Source organism: Paenibacillus beijingensis (genome assembly GCF_000961095.1).
Lineage (GTDB): Bacteria > Bacillota > Bacilli > Paenibacillales > Paenibacillaceae > Paenibacillus_O > Paenibacillus_O beijingensis.
Map to the genome: position 1 here is coordinate 565,164 of NZ_CP011058.1, position 17,008 is coordinate 582,171.

Sequence of the window (17,008 nt, forward strand, 5' to 3'; positions counted from 1 at the left end):
GTCCCGGCAGTTCAACTTAATTCATTCCAACAAATGAAGTCCTTCCCGTTCGATGTTGATCGCCGCATTATGGTCACGGTCATGCTGCGCGCCGCACATCGGACACGTCCATTCGCGTACCTTTAAATCTTTCACATCCGGGTTTCGCTGGCCGCATGCCGAGCAGATCTGGCTTGACGGGAAGCTCTTGTTTACCGTGATGACGTTTCTCCCATGCCACGCTGCTTTGTAGGCGATCATTTCGCCGAACCTGGACCATGACGCGTCCGCGATGGACCGCGCCAGCTTATGATTCTTGAGCATGTTTTCCACTTGTAGGTCTTCCAGGCAGATGGTTTGGTTTTCACGAATCAGCCGGGTCGACAGTTTGTGCAGATAATCCTCACGGCAGTTTGCGACTTTCTCATGCAGCCGGGCGATTTTCATTCGGGCCTTGGCACGGTTTTGACCGTCCTTTTGCCGGCGGGATAATCTTCGTTGCCAAAAGGCCAATTTCGTCTCATACTTACGTAAATATTTCGGATTGTAAATCGTTTCACCCGTAGAAAGGATGGCGAAGTGCTTAAGGCCCAGATCGATGCCTACGCTTTTCGTCTTGTCCACCCGCACATAGGGGCAGTACAGCATTTCGCATAACACCGAGACAAAGTATTTACCGCTCGGGTTCCGGCGAACGGTGGCGGATAAGATGCGCCCTTCGATCTCGCGGCTTTTTGCAAATCGCACGAGTCCGAGCTTAGGCAGCTGAATCCGGTTTCCTTCCACGCGAATGGCGTCGTTGTTGTTCTTAGTCGTATAACTCTGCCCGGACGCACGCTTTCGCTTGAACTGCGGATAATCGTTTTGTTTGGTGAAAAAGCGCTTAAACGCATCATCGAGTGACTTTATAGCGCTTTGCAGGGCGGTGGCATCCACTTTCCGCAGCCAGTCGAATCCCGATTCGCGCTTAAGCAGCGTAAGCTTTCGGGAACAAGCTTTGTAGGTTAATGTTTTCCGCTCGTTCTCATACACTTGGGTACGAAGGGCGAGAAAACGGTTATAGATGAACCGGCAGCATCCGAGAGTTTGGTGAATGAGCGTTTGTTGTTCTCGATCGGGATAGATCCGAAACCGGAATGCTTTGTGCAAGAAGAGTCACCACCTTTCACTGGTAGTCACTTCCATTATAGCACATATGTTCGTGTTTGTCGCGGGTTCGGGGCAGCAAATGTCGGGTACACCCGAAGCGGATTCATCCCGCCACCTACGCTTCGCTTAAAGTTGGGGGTCTTCTCCGTTAGAAACAACATGACTTAACAGTCACCACCAAGAATGAAAATGGAAGTATGTTTCAAGACAAAACAAGAAACCCATGCTGTAGATGACAGGTCAGAGGTCGATAAAATTTTGGTGCTCTAGCCCGGGTTAGAAACCGATCAATTGCAGTGACGAGAACCGCCGATTGTGAACACCAAACACGTGTATAAATTTACCTTTTGCTCCACTGCATGACCTGTACAATCAAGTAATGAGGGATCGTTTTATGGATGCAATCTTAGAACGGTGTGCGGGGTTGGACGTACACCAAGAAACCGTTGTCGCTTGCGTATTGTCGGGTCCTCTAGACAGGAAGCCCAGCAAAGAAATCCGCACCTTTGGCACAACGACCAAAGAGTTGCTGAATCTACTGGATTGGTTAACCGAATCCGCATGCACGCACGTTGCCATGGAAAGTACCGGGGTGTATTGGAAAGCGATATGGAACATCCTGGAAGGTCACTTTACACTGCTTTTGGGCAACCCCAGGAAGATCCGAAACCTTCCAGGAAGAAAAACGGACGTGAAAGACGCCGCGTGGATCGCAAGCTTATTGCGATGCGGTCTCGTTGAGCCGAGTTTTGTACCGCCCGTGGATATTCGTGACCTGAGGGATTTGACCCGGTATCGGCGAAAACTTCCAGGACACATGACATCCGAGAAAAACCGGATACACAAAATCCTGCAAGATGCGAATATCAAGCTCACCACGTTTATCTCCGATATCTTTGGCGTATCTGGCATAACGCTGTTGGAAGCACTCGTAAACGGCGAGGTACTGGATAGCCAAAGCGTGATGGGGATGGTTCATCATTCCGTGAGGAAGAAAGTTCCTAGTTTAATTGAAGCCTTGAATGGTCGTGTGCGAGCCCACCATCGATTCATGATCAGGAGGCACTTAGAACACATCGAGCAATTAAAGGAGCATATCGAGACGGTTCAAGTCGAAATCGATCGCCTGCTCCAGCCCTATCGCGAGGAAGTAGAACTCCTGAAAACCATTCCCGGTATTCAAGAAGATGCAGCGGCGAGCATCCTATCGGAGATTGGTACCAATATGTCGGAGTTCCAAACGGAGAAGCACATCGCTTCCTGGGCGTCCGTATGTCCGGGGAATAACGAAAGCGCAGGTAAAAAGAGGAGTTCCAAGAAGAATAAAGGGAACAAGAACTTGAAAGCCGTCTTATGCCAAGTAGCCTGGGCAGCTTCTATGAGCAAAAATACCCGACTTGCCGCCTTTCACGCACGTGTCGTGAAGCGACGAGGACCTAAGAAGGCAGCGATGGCGACAGCACACCTCATATTAAAGATTTGCTATTTCGTCTTAAAGGACAAAAAACCATACGAAGAATTAGGATGGGATTACTTACCCCAAAAAGAAAAAGGACTCGACTATTGGAAGAGAAAGATCGAGTCCATGGGATATTTCATCCAAATACAGGATAACCAATCCGCCTAACTTTTAAAAAATTCTGAAAAGAAATTTTGGGGTAGTGGTTTTTTTGCGCCAAAACGAGGAAACCCGCATTTTCGTATAAAATGATAAATTAAACAGACTGGCCAGCTCGTCCAAATCTTCAAGCGTAGATTGTCCGACGATATAGGCGCTCATCAAGCGATTCACCCTTTCGTTCATTAAGAAGCGATTATTGATCCGCTGCGCGGGATATGAGTTCAAACTCTTAGCTGAACTCAGTTTATGCGCCAGCCGCGGGGCTAAGGAAGTGCTGCTCGGTGTATTCGACGGACTGCCGGGTCTGGACGAGGCATTTCGAGAAACATACCCGAAAGCCGATGTACAGCACTGTATCGTTCACAAAGTGCGCGCCACCTTCCCTAAGATCCGGGTGGAGCATAAGACAGACGTCATCAACGACCTAAAAACAATCTACAACGCGGTCGACCATGACACGGCGCTTGCCGCCTTCGATACGGTCAAAGCGAAGTGGGGCAAGCTCTATCCGAAAGAAATGAAGTCTTGGGAAAGCCAGCTGTCGACCCTGCTTACGTTCTACAAGTATCCAGCCATGATTAAGAAAGCGATCCACACTTCTAATGCAATTGAGCGCATGAATAAGGAATTTCGCAAGCGACTCAAGCCAATGAACAGTTTGACGAACATGGATGCTGCCGAGAAGGTCGTGTACCTCCAAAGTATCGAGTACAACGAGATGTATGCGGAACGTGTCATACCGGGATTCGGTGTTCAGGAGGTCAAAAAGGCACTAAACGAGATGTTCGATGCACGCTATCCGTCGTGTGCCGATTAACCAATAATTTCCGACCCGGATGGGAGGAACCCCCATCCGCAACATCGTCAGAACATTCAAACAGAAATGCTGTCCACTTTCCCAGATGGTATATCCTACCGCCTTACACAAACTTCTTGACGCTACCGGGTTCCACATACTATTCATGAATAATATGTGGAACCTTTTATGTTTAACTATCGTTCGTAGCCGAAAGTATATAAATTTTAGTTCTTGAGCCAAAATTGCACTTCATGATTACTGAATTCATTCATTATCAAAGTAGAAAATATCTGCTCATTTTTAACCTCAAGAATGTACTCCTTATACACATAATCTCTACCGCCATTTTTTTCATACCATTTATTTATTCGATCGATGTGTTCACTGTCTCCCCTAACCATCGTTTCTATTTCCTTGTACTTCTCATAACTGTCGTACTCCCAAATAGCGAATATTTCAGTCGTCGATTTATTACTCGGTATCATCCATCTTCCAACTAATCGAGCTCCATGTTTAATTTGGTTAGGCAAATTAGTTTCATTAAAATGTGCATTAAAAATATCAACAAACTCATTTTTTACGATGTAAAACTTCCTTCTATAAAACAAAATCGCCACATCCTTTCTAAAGTCTAAAAAATAATTACTTTGTGTTTTTCAGTCATTTTCCCTCTAGCTGAGCCACGATCACCTTTACGCCAAGTGCTTGAATTCGGTCGATTGCCTCTGGGTCTGCATCCTCATCTGTAATTAACAGATCTAAATCTTCAATCCGGCCAGCTTTCGCAAATCCTTCGTTGCCAAGGGAATGGTGCGTGGCAATTCCGATGCGGCGGCGAGATGCAGCAGATACGGCCCGACCGAATGCCCCTACTTCAGGAGTGGCCACAAAAATCCCTTCCTCCGAGATGCCGCCCCCAGTGACGAAGCTGACATCAAACTTAAACAGGCGGATGAATTCTGTCGCTAGTACGTCGGTAATATTTCCTGACGGCTTTACCCGACCACCAATTAGGAAGGTTTCAATCCACTGTCGTTCCCTTAAAGCATCGGCTACCCGCATGCTGTTTGTAACGATTGTAATTGGCAGTTGTTCAGGCAGATGCTTCAATAGCACATAAGATAAAGATCCGCTGCCAATAAATACAGTATCGCTTTCCCGAATATACGATACAGCTAGTTTAGCAATCGCATTACCTTGCGGAGTTCCTTCACCGTATCGTATTTCTGGTGGGGGTGGGGCTTGTCGAACCTTCGTGGATGGAATCGCACCGCCGTGGGTTTTCTTGAGCAATCCCTGATCCTCCATAATGGAGAGGTCACGCCTGATTGAATCGATGGAAACCTTGAACTTTTCCGCCAAGTCTTTGACCATTACGCGTTTTTCTTCATTCAATAATGCTAGGATTTTTTCCCGACGCTCTTCAGCAAACATCCCCGCGTCTTCCTTTTGCACGCATTATTCCTCCTTAATATTCACTTTCACTCCTACAATAACTCGATTATATTCGTTAATATGCTGTTTTGTAAATATTTTCTGCAATATTCATCTTTAAAATACTGTTTTATGCATCTTTTTCGGCTTACAGTTCTGCTGTGCAATCAACTACTCTGCTGCCCGTTATAGCTTAATGAGTGAGTTAAAATTTATCGTAAACCTGAGCATAAGCCTTTTTCATTTGCTCTCGCAGCACTTTGTTTTCATTCTCCAATGCCTTGATTTTGCGTTTTTTGGCATCATTCGTTTCACGCTTTACTTGCTTTGGTGTAAGGGCCTGGGATTGTTGATTCATGTTGGGCACCAATCAACTTGAAACAATAGAGCATTAAAAATGTGGTGAAAAAGTATTCGAATTCGCAGTACCAAGTCCCAATCCATGGAAAACTAATAGGAACAAATCCAAGCTGTAAATTTTAGACAATATGAGTCTCACAATTCCCGATGTTCCATTTACATAAAAAAATTCGGAACTTCTTATTTTATTAAAGAGGTATCAAGCTACCCCGAAAATTACTATTAGCTCAGACCCAAAAATGGCAGCACGAAACTAAGCCCAGCTTTTATGGTTTTTAAAAACTGTGCTTCTTCGCAATTTTGAGACATTGAAACGCTAAGAGGCCTCCGAATTAAAGAGGGCTACCTGAAAACCAAGATTCTCAAGCTTTCGTACGGCTTGTCTCACGATCGCTTCTTGTTGTCGCTGTTCAAAATAATGACTTCCTAAATCTTTGTAATCTTCTTTTCGTGTAAGAACGTAATAAACAATGGTCATGATGGAGTGCGCGACGGCTACGGCTGCTCGGTGTCTGCCTTTTCGGGCGGCAATGCGTCTGTACTGTGCTCCTAGGTAGTTGTCGGATCTGCATACGGAATGGGCGACTTCAATCAGTGCCGCTCGGAGATATTTGTTGCCTTTGCGAGTTTTTGAGGATTTTCGTTTTCCGGCACTTTCATTCTGCCCTGGAACTAGGCCCGCCCATGAACAGAGATTAGGGGCGGATGGGAAGCGCGAACCGACATCAGTCCCAACTTCGGCAAGGATTTGTTCTGCGGTTCGTCGGCCGATCCCTGGAATGGTATCTAGACGTTCAATGTCTTGCTGAAAAGGGTCGAGCCGTTTGGCTACCTCCGTATCCAGTTCGAGAATCTGCTCATTCAGAAAATCGACGTGTGTGAGCATCGTTTTCAGCATGATCCGTTGGTGGGCACTCATGTTGCCGCGTAAGGCCAATTCCAACTCTTCCTTCTTTTTCTTCAGTGTTCGTCGCGCGAAAGCTGCCAGCTTTTCGGGATCTTCTTCTCCCTCGATCATGGCCCCCATCATATCGCGGCTGCTCACGCCCATAATGTCGGAGACAACAGCAGCGAGCTTAATGTTGGCGCCTTCAAGGACCTTCTGAACCCGGTTATGTTCACGAGAGCGTTCCTGAATCAGGCTGCGACGGTAACGGACTAATTCGCGGAGTTCGCGTTGGTTACGGTCCGGAATGTAGCTGGGTTTGAGCAGTCCATGACGCAGAAGGTTACAGATCCACTCGGCATCTTTTACATCCGTCTTCCTGCCGGGAACAGCTTTAATGTGCTGTGCGTTTACGACGAGGAATTGAATCTCCTCGGCTTCAAGCAGGTTGACGATTGGTTTCCAGTAAACACCGGTACTCTCCATGTCCACGTGCGTACAGCGATGCTGCTTGATCCAGTCGATTAAATCCAGCAGGAACACCGTATGCGTACGAAAGGTCTTAATCTCCTTTCCTTCGGGAGTCATGACGCAAGCGGTAATGGACTTCTTGTGAACATCCAAACCGCAAGCGCGCTCGATGAGGACATCCATAACATTCACCTTTCTACGGCAATTGAAATTGAGGACTGGTGCAACAACCAGAAAGGATTACTCTACCCCGCGTGCTTCCCAAAAGGAGCGACATACCGTGGTGCACCGTGATCGTCGTAGTCAGACTAACGGATGGGTTCGCGACACCATAGCTTAACGACCTTCCTCACCAGCCGTAAGAATAGTATAGAACGCCGCACCAAAATTTTCATTACTCTGTGGTGCCCCGAGAGGGGCATGGATGGCTAACGGGCAGGATAGTGAAAATGTAAAATCCGTGTCAGAGCAAACACTATTGACAAAACCATCTACTGCGTGATACTTTATAGCTGTAGTAAGTAATACTCCATACCAGTCATACAGAATAGCTAGGAGTGATTGTGCTGGAAAACCTAACGGAAATGCTCAAAGGCGTGCTTGAGGGCTGCGTCCTTGACATTATAAGCCGCAAAGAAACCTACGGCTACGAAATCACGCGGCGGCTGAACGCTCTCGGCTTCACAGATGTTGTGGAGGGTACCGTATACACCATCCTGATCAGACTTGAAAAAAACAAGTTGGTGGAGATCACCAAGAAGCCCTCCGACATGGGACCGCCGCGAAAGTTTTTCACGATCAACGACGCGGGGCGTGAGGAGCTGCGGAGGTTCTGGGAAAAATGGGAGTTCGTCTCATCAAAAATTAACGATTTAAAGGAGAAAAAACAATGAATTTTTGGGAAAAAATCACCGGCAGCGACATGACTAAAGAATTGAAAACTTTTGAATCGCGAGCCAAAAAGCTGCCGGCTGATTATCAAGCGGCATGGGAAAAAATTAATGCCAATCTTTGGCCGCACTCAGATTTCACCGGTCGCAACCTCATGCCAATTCTTGACGGTGTGCTTGGCCTGCTCGAAGAAACGGCGGCGGACGGTCAGAGTGTCCAAGAGGTTTTGGGTGACGATATCAAAGGCTTCTGTTCAGCGCTGGCCGGCGAAGCAGGGGCAAAGTCTTTTCGCGACAAGTGGCGCGAGCAACTCAACAATAATATCGCTAAAAAATTAGGTAAATAGGAGGATAAAATGAGAATACGAGATATCATCGAAGGCAAAAAAGAGTGGCGAGCGCACGTGGCGCGTGTCAAAGCGCTCCCGCAGGATTATCAGATTGTTTATAAAGAGATTCAAAAATATCTCTTTAAGGTCGGCCCTGTTGAGCTAACCGACGGGACGGGTTTGCTCTCGGGGATTATCGATCTTTTTGAAGAGGGCGCGGCCTTGGGGAAAGGCGTGCTCGAAGTGACAGGCAGTGACGTAGCGGCTTTCTGCGACGATCTAATCAAAGATTCAAAAACTTACGCTGACATCTATCAAGAATCTGTTGACCAAGAAGTTAACAAGGCCATGAAAAAGGTTACGGATAAAACAAAGTAAAAGGGGATATCGGGATGGAAAAAGTAATTGAAGTGAAAGGTCTGCGAAAGTCTTTCAAGGACACAGAAGTCCTAAAGGGCATCGATTTTGAAGTGAAGCGAGGTGAGATTTTCGCCCTGCTCGGCTCCAACGGCGCGGGCAAGACGACGTTTGTCAGAATCCTCACCACGCTGCTCAAACAGGACGGAGGCACCGCCACCGTAAACGGATTTGACGTCGCTTCAAAACCCGAGAATGTGCGGCATGCGATCAGTCTGACCGGGCAATTTGCCGCCGTGGACGAGATATTGACCGGGCGGGAAAATCTTATCATGATCGCCAAACTGCGACACCTTAAACATCCGCGCCATGTCGCGGATGATTTACTGAATCGCTTCGGCTTGAACGACGCCGCCGACCGCAGGGTGTCCACCTATTCGGGCGGTATGCGCCGCAGGCTCGACATTGCCATGAGCCTGATCGGAAAACCGCAGCTCATTTTCCTCGACGAGCCGACCACAGGTCTTGACCCCGAGGCACGCATTGAGGCTTGGAAGATTGTCAAGGAGCTTGCCGACGATGGCACAACGGTATTCCTGACCACTCAGTATTTGGATGAGGCTGAACAACTTGCCGATAGAATTGCCATTTTGCATAAGGGGAGGATTATTGCCAATGGCACGCTTGAGGAACTGAAAAAGCTGTTCCCGCCCACAAAGACGGAGTACGTGGAAAAACAACCTTCATTGGAGGAGATATTCCTCGCAATCATTGGTAAAAAGGAGGGAGAGTAACAATGAATGAGCATTTTTTCAGCGACATGAGCGTGATGCTTGGACGTTCCATGCGCCATATTTTGCGAAGCATGGACACCATCTTCACGGTTTGCATCACTCCGATTGCAATGATGCTACTGTTCGTCTATGTGTTTGGCGGCGCAATCCAAAGCGGTATGGATAACTATGTGAACTACCTGTTGCCCGGTATCCTGCTGATTGCGATTGCAAGTGGTATATCCTATACGGCTTACCGCCTGTTTTTGGATAAGCAACGGGGGATAATTGAGCGGTTCCACTCCATGCCGATTTCGCGTTCCGCCGTGCTGTGGGGGCACGTGCTGACCTCGTTGGTATCCAACGCCATATCGGTTGTCGTCATCATTCTCGTAGCACTCATTATGGGCTTTCGCTCGTCGGCGGGGGGACTGTCTTGGCTTGCCGTAGCCGGCATACTCGTGCTGTTTACGCTGGCTTTGACTTGGGTCGCGGCGATTGCAGGACTGTCCGCGAAATCGGTGGAAGGTGCTAGCGTGTTTTCCTATCCGCTTATCTTTCTGCCGTTTATCAGTTCGGCCTTTGTGCCGACCGAAACGATGCCGTCAGTCGTACGCGCCTTTGCCGAAAACCAGCCGGTGACCTCTATCGTAGAAACCATCCGTGCATTATTGTCAAGTCAACCGGTAGGCAATGATATCTGGGTCGCTCTTGCGTGGTGCTTAGGGATACTGATCGTCGCATATTTATTTGCGGTGCGCGCATACAAACGGAAAGCTGCTTAATGTTTGCAGGCAATAAAATAATGATAGTGGTCAACAAAAACATCAAGTAAACGCCCCACCACCAGCGACGGCGTTACTTATTTGTCAAAGCGCTCGCTTCACCAGTTTTGCTCGTTGAGATTGATGCCGTCGCAGCGAAGTGATGTTCTATTACTCCTTTTATGTCAAGTAATGGGGAATAAAGATAACCAGGGAGCAGAATGCCACGGATGCCTGTTCCCTTTTTTTATTGAAGTAGGCGTCAAATCGTGGATGCCGTTAAGCTAACGGATAACGATAGCACAAAGCAGCGGCAGTCTAAGGCCTTATTTTCGAGTCCTAGTCCGCCGCTGTTTCTTTTTTTAGTGTCTGTCTAATACTCATTTTTAGAGGGTTACCGATTTACGTTTAATAACCGCATTAAATCAAGAATTCTAGTCAAAAAATTTATTTTCACTGGACAGCAGCACGTTGCAGGTCATCTCCGGACAAGCGGTTTGGAAACATAAGTTCAATACAGCCGGGCGGCAGATGAACTGCCGGCCTTCAACAACTACGTTCGGAAAATGATACGTTTTATGCCTCGTCCGATAAACTTGCCTTATAGTTGGTCCCGATCACTTCCGTAATCATTTCATGAAGCTTGACTACCGCATAATCGATAAATTCGCGGCCTTTCGCAGCACTTGCGAGTGTCGGCGCTCCGATGACGCCGTGTTTGGAAACGTCCTGCGTTTTCCACCCCGGCACGATCGGTCCTTTAATTGAAACGTGGCGGTTGTCGGTGAGCTGCGGCGACGGAAATTCGTCGGCCGCTTTCGCCATATCGACCAGGTCCGGGCGGAAAACAAGCATCAATGACGTTTCCAGCTCGCACGCGTGGAACACCCCATACTCGCCCGATTGCTGCACTTTAGCGAGAATGTCGCTCCAGAACGAGGTGAACCACCAGTCGAACACATACACTTCCATATCGTGCTTGATCCGCAGATCGCGGCTGAGCACATTCAGCAGATCGGTGTTGCCGCCGTGGCTGTTCATGAGCAGCACTTTGCCGAATCCGTGCGCGCGGATCGATCCGCACAAGTCGTCCACCATATTGTACATCGTCGTCGTCGAGAAGGTCAGCGTGCCCGGGAAATCGAGATGTTCGTTGCTTTTGCCGACAGGAATAAGGGGCGTAAGCAGCACTTCATGACTTGGAAACGTTACCCGCTGCTCCAATTCGCCGAGCAGGCTTCCCAAAATGATGGAATCCGTTCCGACCGGAAGATGCGCCCCGTGCTGTTCGGTGGCGCCAATCGGGACGATGACGAGCGAGCGCTCTTTGTCAATCGCAGCAATTTCCTTTGTCGTACAGTTGCTCCATTGGCGGATCATGCCATCAGCTCCTTTAAGTGGATTGAATGTCGGCGCCGGAATGACGCCCATGCTTTCATACCGTGCGAGCTCACTTGCCCGCCTTTACATTACCCGCTTTTCCTTCTTGGACAGCTTGCCTGCCTTACGAGATACATTATAAGAGTAAATGACCAAGCCGAGAACCGTTGCCACGTAAGGAACGGTGGAAATAAGCTCCGCCGGTATTTTCAGCAGCTGCAGCGCATTGGAGAGCGCTTCGGCGAAGCCGAACAGGAACGAGGTGATCGTCGTTCCGACCGTCGTGCTTCTGCCCATCGATTCCGCGGCAAGCGCGATCCAACCCCTGCCGGCCGTCATGTTCCGGGTGAACAGCGAAAGGTAACCCATCGACATATAAGCACCGCCAAGACTTGCGAACAGGCCGCTGAGCAGCAGCGCGATATATTGAATCTTCTTCACTTTAATGCCGACCGATTCGGCCGCGTGCCGGTTTTCGCCGACGGCCCTTATTTGCAGGCCGAGCGGCGTGCGGCTCAGCATATAATAGACAGCTGCGGCCAGCAGAATCGAGACGTAAGTGAGCACATGATGTCCCGACACGATCGGTCCGATGACGGGAATTTTTTCAACGAGCGGAATATGAATGGATGGGAGCACCTTGCTTGCCAGCGAGGAGGAAGTTCCTTTGTCCCCGGTCAGCATGAACAGCACGAATACCGTTCCCCCGATGCAAACGCGTTAATCGCAATCCCGCCCAGGATGAGGTGCGTCTTGAACTGGAGCGTGAAAAAAGCGAGAATGCCCGCCAGCAGCACGCCCGAGACCGCTGCGCACAGCAGCCCGAGCCACGCGCTTCCCGTATAAGCGCTTAAGAGCACTCCCGTCAGCGCGGATGTGAGCATGATGCCTTCCAATCCGATATTCACAATGCCCGCCCGGCTGGAAATGAGCGCCCCCAAAGCCGCAAGCAGAATCGGCGTCGTAACCCGGAGAACGGAAAAAGCAAAGTCGGTCGTCAGGATGACCGCGAGAAAATCATGCATGCTTTTGCGCCTCCTTGAGCAGCATTCTGTTTTTCCAGAACTTGAGGAACTGATCGGCTGAGACGAGCAGCAGAATGACTGCCTGCACGATCGAGATCATTTCGGCGGGAACGTCGGAGTACCGGGACATCATGTCCGCTCCGACCCGTATGTACGCAAGAAAAAGCGCCGATCCGATGACGCCGAGCGGATTGTTCTTCGCCAGCATGGCGACGAGCGCTCCGTCCAGGCCGTAACCCGGCAGCGCATTCCATTGAAACCGGTTGTACATCCCGAGCACTTCAACCGATCCTCCAATACCGGCAGCGAGGCCCGCAAGCAGATGCACAAAGATGATCACTTTGGCGGTTTTGATTCCCGAGTATTCGGCGAACTCCCGGTTCGCTCCGGTCATGCGCAGTTCATAACCCCACCGGGTTTTGTACATAAAGTAATGACCCGCGACGATGCAGCCGAGCGCGATAATAAGGCCGGTATGAATCCGGGTTCCGGGGACGATCCTGCTCAGCAGCGCGGTCGGATCGAACTTGAATGAAGCGGTCTGAAACGCGGCCGCATCCCGAAGCTTGTAATTGAGCAAATATTGGCCGACGCCGTAAAGAATGCTGTTGAACATGAGCGACGTAACCAGCTCGTTCGCATTCCATTTTGCTTTCAGAAAACCGGTAACCGCCGATATTAAAGCCCCGACGATTCCTCCCAGCACGATCGCGGCGACCGGATGAAGGAAGCCGCCCAGACTGAAATGAATGGCAACGGCGGCCGCCGTCAATCCCGAGAAGTAAAAGATGCCTTCCGCGCCCAGGTTGAACATGTTCATCTTAAACAGCAGCGACAGAGCAAGGCCCGTAAACATGAGCGGAATGGCCATCTCGACGATGTTTCCCGCATGCGACATGGAAGACAGAGGTTCATATAAAAAAATAAAAATGGTTTCCAGTGGCTTGCTGCTCACAAAGGAAATCATAATAAACGTAAGAAGCAGCGCAATCAATACGACTGCGGCAGTCCGTACGAATTCGAAATGTTTGGACTTAATCATTGACGGCCCCCCTGACCTCGTCCTGTCTCTTGATGCCGAGCATATAAAGTCCCAGCTCCTGTTCCGTTATTTCGGACGGTTTGTCGAAATGGGCAACGATCTCGCCTTCATACATCACGAGCAAGCTGTCGCTCAGCTCCAAAATTTCATTCAAATCGGCGGAAATGAGCAAAATCGCACATCCGCTGCTCCTCAGCTCCAGCAGCTTGCGGTGAATGAGCTGCGCCGCCCCGACATCGACGCCCCGCGTCGGCTGCTCGGCGATGAGCAGCTGCGGGTCGGTCGAGCTTTCCCTGGCGACGACGACTTTCTGCATGTTGCCGCCGGACAGCATGCCGATTTCCTGGGTTGGACCCGACGTTTTAATTTGGAAATCGGCAATTTGCGATTCCGTCAGCCTCATCATCTTCGTCCGTTTCAGCCAGCCGAATCGGCTCCATTCTTTATGCTTGTACCGGGTCGAAATCAGATTGTCGAGTATGCTCGCCTCGCGTGCCGTTCCCTGCCTCATCCGGTCTTCGGGAATGTACGAGACGCCAAGGCCGCGGATCGCTTCAATATCGAGCTTGCCGACCGCAGTCCCGTTCACCTCAACGGTGCCGCTGTCGCCCTCAAGCCGGCCCGTAACGGCTTCCACCAGCTGTGATTGTCCGTTGCCTTCGACGCCGGCAATGCCGACGATTTCTCCTTTGCGGATCGACAGCCGGATGCGGCTTAAGATCGGCTTGCCCTGTTTGGTGCTGCAGGTGAAGTCGTCGATCTGCAGCACTTTTTCTCCCGGCTGCCGGCTGGTCTTCTCGTATTTCAGCACGACGTCGCGTCCGACCATCAACCTGGAAATCTCCTGCTCGGACACTTCACTGATGTCGAATATGCCTTCCGTTCTGCCGCTGCGCATAATCGTGATGCGATCGCAAATCGCCTTCACTTCTTTCAGCTTGTGGGAAATAAATACAACCGTATGGCCGCTTTCCTTCAGCAGCTTCAGCTGTCCGAACAGCTCCTCGGTTTCCTGGGGAGTGAGCACGGCCGTCGGCTCGTCGAGAATAAGAATGCGGGCGCCTCTTACGAGCGCCTTCAAAATTTCAACCTTTTGCTTCATCCCGACCGACAGATTTTCCACCTTCTCCGCAGGATCGACCTGCAGGTTGTACTTGGCGGAATACTCCTTGGTCAGCCTGACGGCTTCGCGATAATCGATCGCAATCCCTTTCTTCGGCTCCATCCCCAGCACCATGTTCTCCGCAACGGTAAACGAGTTGACAAGCATGAAATGCTGATGCACCATGCCGATGCCGAGCGCGATCGCATCCTGCGGGGTGTGCAGCTTGACTTTATTGCCTCTGAGATAAATGTCGCCCTCGCTCGGCTCTTCCATGCCGAACATCATCTTCATCAAGGTCGATTTGCCGGCGCCGTTCTCCCCGGCAACGGCATGAATTTCCCCGTCGTACAACGAAAAATGAACATTCTGGTTCGCAACGACTCCATTCGGGTACACCTTCGTAATATTCCGCATTTCAAGCAAAGCGTCTGCCATTGTGAAGCCATCCCCCCCTTATGCCGGTACCAAACGGAAAGATTTGACGGAAAAAAGGAAATTCCGAAGAATCTCCTCTTTTCGTCAAATCTTGCGGACGTTACGGTTTAACGGAATTGCGGATTTGCTCGATCGCGGAAGTTTCCATGCTGTTCGCATCGTCGACGGTAATTTCTTTGTTCAGCAGCTTTTGCTTAATTTCGTCGATTTTTCCTTTCATTTCCGGCGTCATCAGCTTGTTGTAAATGTCATTCTCCGCGATGCCCGTACCGCCTTCGGCAAAGCCGAGAACTTCACGTTTGCCATACGTGAGCGTTCCATCCTGGAAGCTCTTGACCGCTTTTAGAATCGACTGGTCGATATTTTTCATGGAAGAGGTAAGAATCAGGTTCGCCTTGTCGCTGTCCGTATCCTTGAACAGCAGCGCCTGGTCGGAATCGACGCCGACCGCGTACTTCTTCTGCTCTTTCGCCGCGTCGAAGATGCCGAGCCCCGTTCCGCCCGCAGCGCCGAAAATAACGTCCGCGCCGGATTTGTATTGCACGAGCGAAAGCTCTTTGCCCTTCGCCGGGTTGCTGAAATCGCCCGCATAGGAAGTCACCACTTTAATGTCGGGGTCGATGTACTTGGCTCCTTCGATGTAACCGACAAGGAAGGCGTTGATGCCGGGTACGTCCAAGCCTCCGAGGAAGCCGATTTTTTTGTCCGGATTCATGCCCGGCAGGCTGGATGAGGTGGCTAGTGCCGCTACGGCGCCGGCGAGGAAAGAAGCGTCGTTCACTTTGTAGCTCATGGCGTACATGTTGTCCGGAATATCGTCGAAATCGGTGTCGAAGTCGAGGAATTTTTTGTCCGGATGCTCTGCCGCTACGGCATGGTAAATTTCCGATGCCGTCGAGTTGCCGGAAATGATGAGGTCCCAATCCTGGTTTGCGATATCTTCATAGATCGGCTGCCATTTCGTCTGGTCCGTCCCCATCTCGATCACTTTCGTCTCCGCTCCGAGTTCGCTGCGAACGAGATCGAGGCCGCGGTTAGCCGAGTCGTGGAAGGACTTGTCGCCCAGGTTGCCGGCAATAAGCAGCACAACCTTCAGCTTTTTGCCGTCTGCTCCGGCGCCGGATGAGCTGCTTGCCGAACCGCTTGCCGTTTCGGAAGCCGTGCCGGCTGCCTGGTTTGCGTTATTGCCGGGTTTCGAACATGCGGACAGAACAAGCACAAGAGCTGCAAGCAGAACGAGTACCTTTTTCATTTCACTCATCACATTCCTTCTATTTAAATTTTTGGTGCTGCCCCCTGAAGGATTTCACTTTCTCCATAAAAGCTTTCACACGGACAGGATCGACCAGATTGTCGAATTTGCCGTCGACCTTAAAGGTCGTGCCGACAACCGCTCCGTCGGCAATCGAAAGCTGCCGCTCGATCGTCTCCAGCCTGCAGCCGGTATTGCAGAACACCGCCGTTTCGGGAACGGCCTGCTTCACTCGGGTCAGAACGCCGCTGTCCGTCTCGGCCCCGGCCGTGAGTCCCGAGACGCACAGTGCATCCGGCCGGTTGTTGAACACGGTCGATTTGGCGATGTCGACAATATCCCGGTCCGCCAAATATTTCGAAGCCTCCGGCACGATGTTGAACAGCATCTTCAAATCCTTGGCGCCAAGTTCCATTTTGTGCCGGACCGTCTCGCCGACGTTTGTGTTCCACAGCCCGAAATCGCTGGCGTACACGCCGGTCATAATTTCACGGATAAACTTCGCTCCCGTCGCGACGGCCAAATCGATGGAAGCGATCGGATCCCAAAGCACATTGACGCCGAACGGAATTTTGATTTCGCTCCTCAGCTCGCCGATGACTCTGGCCATCGATGCGACCGTTTCGGGTCTCACCTTCGTCAAGTAAGGCAAACTGAATTCGTTGGAGAACATCACCGCATCCACTCCGCCGTCCTGCAGCCCGTGAAGGTCCTGCCTCGCCAACTCGACAACCTTGTCCATCCCTCCGCCTAGGTCAAAATACGGATCGCCGGGCAACGCGCGAAGATGGCACATCGCGATAATCGGTTTGTACGACCCAAACGTTTCTTTAATCCACTGCATGGCTGCTGCCTCCAACATCTGATGTTTTCATATTCCGGCATCGTGAAAGTGCCGGCACTTATTTTCTTGATTGTTTATGATAGATTATATAACGCAATCTATCATGTAATTTA

At 50.2% G+C, this 17,008-nt stretch carries 17 protein-coding genes and 2 pseudogenes; 7 read left to right on the forward strand and 12 right to left on the reverse strand.

What is annotated here, in order from left to right; translation table 11 throughout:
- Positions 1-21: 21 nt before the first annotated feature.
- The gene (gene tnpB, locus VN24_RS02620; RefSeq protein WP_045669160.1) at positions 22-1,128 is read right to left on the reverse strand and encodes an IS200/IS605 family element RNA-guided endonuclease TnpB; all 1,107 of its coding nucleotides are present in this window, start codon (positions 1,126-1,128) and stop codon (positions 22-24) included.
- Between the two features lie 394 nt (positions 1,129-1,522).
- On the opposite strand from tnpB, the gene VN24_RS02625 reads away from it, so the two are divergent.
- Positions 1,523-2,755: an IS110 family RNA-guided transposase gene (locus tag VN24_RS02625; protein ID WP_045669161.1), complete on the forward strand. Its 1,233-nt coding sequence runs from the start codon at positions 1,523-1,525 to the stop codon at positions 2,753-2,755.
- 250 nt (positions 2,756-3,005) lie between these two features.
- Positions 3,006-3,566 (forward strand): annotated as a pseudogene (locus VN24_RS02630) (IS256 family transposase); the annotation flags it as partial.
- 206 nt (positions 3,567-3,772) lie between these two features.
- Here VN24_RS02630 and VN24_RS02635 read toward each other — a convergent pair.
- The 4 genes and pseudogenes from VN24_RS02635 to VN24_RS02650 form a co-directional block, all read right to left on the reverse strand.
- Positions 3,773-4,156 (reverse strand): NIPSNAP family protein, encoded by a 384-nt coding sequence (locus VN24_RS02635; protein ID WP_045669162.1) that lies wholly within the window; start codon positions 4,154-4,156, stop codon positions 3,773-3,775.
- A 52-nt stretch (positions 4,157-4,208) separates the two neighbouring features.
- A complete protein-coding gene (locus VN24_RS02640) occupies positions 4,209-4,982 on the reverse strand; it encodes a DeoR/GlpR family DNA-binding transcription regulator (protein WP_045672896.1) in 774 nt (257 codons plus the stop codon).
- 205 nt (positions 4,983-5,187) lie between these two features.
- Positions 5,188-5,334: pseudogene (locus VN24_RS26755) on the reverse strand (DUF6262 family protein); the annotation flags it as partial.
- 324 nt (positions 5,335-5,658) lie between these two features.
- A complete protein-coding gene (locus tag VN24_RS02650) occupies positions 5,659-6,882 on the reverse strand; it encodes an IS110 family RNA-guided transposase (protein WP_045669163.1) in 1,224 nt (407 codons plus the stop codon).
- 401 nt (positions 6,883-7,283) lie between these two features.
- Here VN24_RS02650 and VN24_RS02655 point away from each other — a divergent pair, with 401 nt between their 5' ends.
- Genes VN24_RS02655 through VN24_RS02675 form a run of 5 tightly spaced genes read left to right on the forward strand, consistent with a single transcriptional unit; the run spans position 7,284 to position 9,833 of the window.
- Positions 7,284-7,592 (forward strand): PadR family transcriptional regulator, encoded by a 309-nt coding sequence (locus VN24_RS02655; protein WP_274520439.1) that lies wholly within the window; start codon positions 7,284-7,286, stop codon positions 7,590-7,592.
- Entirely contained in the window at positions 7,589-7,936 is a 348-nt protein-coding gene (locus tag VN24_RS02660; protein ID WP_045669165.1) for a DUF1048 domain-containing protein, read from the forward strand. The genes VN24_RS02655 and VN24_RS02660 overlap by 4 nt, the downstream gene beginning before the upstream one ends.
- Before the next feature lie 9 nt (positions 7,937-7,945).
- The gene (locus tag VN24_RS02665; RefSeq protein ID WP_045669166.1) at positions 7,946-8,296 is read left to right on the forward strand and encodes a DUF1048 domain-containing protein; all 351 of its coding nucleotides are present in this window, start codon (positions 7,946-7,948) and stop codon (positions 8,294-8,296) included.
- 14 nt (positions 8,297-8,310) lie between these two features.
- A complete protein-coding gene (locus VN24_RS02670) occupies positions 8,311-9,069 on the forward strand; it encodes an ABC transporter ATP-binding protein (protein ID WP_045669167.1) in 759 nt (252 codons plus the stop codon).
- Positions 9,070-9,071: 2 nt separating this feature from the next.
- Positions 9,072-9,833 carry an ABC transporter permease gene (locus VN24_RS02675; protein WP_045669168.1) on the forward strand — a complete coding sequence of 254 codons (762 nt, stop codon included), beginning with the start codon at positions 9,072-9,074 and terminating at the stop codon, positions 9,831-9,833.
- A 555-nt stretch (positions 9,834-10,388) separates the two neighbouring features.
- Here the strand turns inward: VN24_RS02675 and VN24_RS02680 are convergent.
- The 7 genes from VN24_RS02680 to VN24_RS02705 all read right to left on the reverse strand — a co-directional run bounded on the left by VN24_RS02680 (position 10,389) and on the right by VN24_RS02705 (position 16,895).
- Positions 10,389-11,192, reverse strand: a complete 804-nt coding sequence (locus tag VN24_RS02680; RefSeq protein ID WP_045669169.1) for a creatininase family protein — start codon at positions 11,190-11,192, stop codon at positions 10,389-10,391.
- A gap of 84 nt (positions 11,193-11,276) precedes the next feature.
- Positions 11,277-11,876: an ABC transporter permease gene (locus VN24_RS28390; protein ID WP_274520440.1), complete on the reverse strand. Its 600-nt coding sequence runs from the start codon at positions 11,874-11,876 to the stop codon at positions 11,277-11,279.
- The gene (locus tag VN24_RS28395) at positions 11,870-12,217 is read right to left on the reverse strand and encodes an ABC transporter permease subunit (RefSeq protein WP_274520412.1); all 348 of its coding nucleotides are present in this window, start codon (positions 12,215-12,217) and stop codon (positions 11,870-11,872) included. Before VN24_RS28395 ends, VN24_RS28390 begins: the two co-directional genes overlap by 7 nt.
- The gene (locus VN24_RS02690; RefSeq protein ID WP_045669170.1) at positions 12,210-13,259 is read right to left on the reverse strand and encodes an ABC transporter permease; all 1,050 of its coding nucleotides are present in this window, start codon (positions 13,257-13,259) and stop codon (positions 12,210-12,212) included. Before VN24_RS02690 ends, VN24_RS28395 begins: the two co-directional genes overlap by 8 nt.
- Positions 13,252-14,799: an ABC transporter ATP-binding protein gene (locus VN24_RS02695; protein ID WP_045669171.1), complete on the reverse strand. Its 1,548-nt coding sequence runs from the start codon at positions 14,797-14,799 to the stop codon at positions 13,252-13,254. Before VN24_RS02695 ends, VN24_RS02690 begins: the two co-directional genes overlap by 8 nt.
- 100 nt (positions 14,800-14,899) lie before the next feature.
- Entirely contained in the window at positions 14,900-16,060 is a 1,161-nt protein-coding gene (locus VN24_RS02700) for a BMP family ABC transporter substrate-binding protein (protein WP_238590810.1), read from the reverse strand.
- Between the two features lie 10 nt (positions 16,061-16,070).
- Entirely contained in the window at positions 16,071-16,895 is an 825-nt protein-coding gene (locus VN24_RS02705) for a BtpA/SgcQ family protein (protein WP_045669172.1), read from the reverse strand.
- Positions 16,896-17,008: the final 113 nt, after the last annotated feature.

What these genes read in the sequence shown, in the direction of transcription:
- VN24_RS02625 (WP_045669161.1), top strand. Translation starts at nt 1,523, where the DNA reads ATGGATGCAATCTTAGAACGGTGTGCGGGGTTGGACGTACACCAAGAA.
- VN24_RS02640 (WP_045672896.1), bottom strand. Translation starts at nt 4,982, where the DNA reads ATGTTTGCTGAAGAGCGTCGGGAAAAAATCCTAGCATTATTGAATGAA.
- VN24_RS02650 (WP_045669163.1), bottom strand. Translation starts at nt 6,882, where the DNA reads ATGGATGTCCTCATCGAGCGCGCTTGCGGTTTGGATGTTCACAAGAAG.
- VN24_RS02655 (WP_274520439.1), top strand. Translation starts at nt 7,284, where the DNA reads ATGCTCAAAGGCGTGCTTGAGGGCTGCGTCCTTGACATTATAAGCCGC.
- VN24_RS02660 (WP_045669165.1), top strand. Translation starts at nt 7,589, where the DNA reads ATGAATTTTTGGGAAAAAATCACCGGCAGCGACATGACTAAAGAATTG.
- VN24_RS02665 (WP_045669166.1), top strand. Translation starts at nt 7,946, where the DNA reads ATGAGAATACGAGATATCATCGAAGGCAAAAAAGAGTGGCGAGCGCAC.
- VN24_RS02670 (WP_045669167.1), top strand. Translation starts at nt 8,311, where the DNA reads ATGGAAAAAGTAATTGAAGTGAAAGGTCTGCGAAAGTCTTTCAAGGAC.
- VN24_RS02675 (WP_045669168.1), top strand. Translation starts at nt 9,072, where the DNA reads ATGAATGAGCATTTTTTCAGCGACATGAGCGTGATGCTTGGACGTTCC.
- VN24_RS02680 (WP_045669169.1), bottom strand. Translation starts at nt 11,192, where the DNA reads ATGATCCGCCAATGGAGCAACTGTACGACAAAGGAAATTGCTGCGATT.
- VN24_RS28390 (WP_274520440.1), bottom strand. Translation starts at nt 11,876, where the DNA reads ATGCTGACCGGGGACAAAGGAACTTCCTCCTCGCTGGCAAGCAAGGTG.
- VN24_RS28395 (WP_274520412.1), bottom strand. Translation starts at nt 12,217, where the DNA reads ATGCATGATTTTCTCGCGGTCATCCTGACGACCGACTTTGCTTTTTCC.
- VN24_RS02690 (WP_045669170.1), bottom strand. Translation starts at nt 13,259, where the DNA reads ATGATTAAGTCCAAACATTTCGAATTCGTACGGACTGCCGCAGTCGTA.
- VN24_RS02695 (WP_045669171.1), bottom strand. Translation starts at nt 14,799, where the DNA reads ATGGCAGACGCTTTGCTTGAAATGCGGAATATTACGAAGGTGTACCCG.
- VN24_RS02700 (WP_238590810.1), bottom strand. Translation starts at nt 16,060, where the DNA reads ATGAGTGAAATGAAAAAGGTACTCGTTCTGCTTGCAGCTCTTGTGCTT.
- VN24_RS02705 (WP_045669172.1), bottom strand. Translation starts at nt 16,895, where the DNA reads ATGCAGTGGATTAAAGAAACGTTTGGGTCGTACAAACCGATTATCGCG.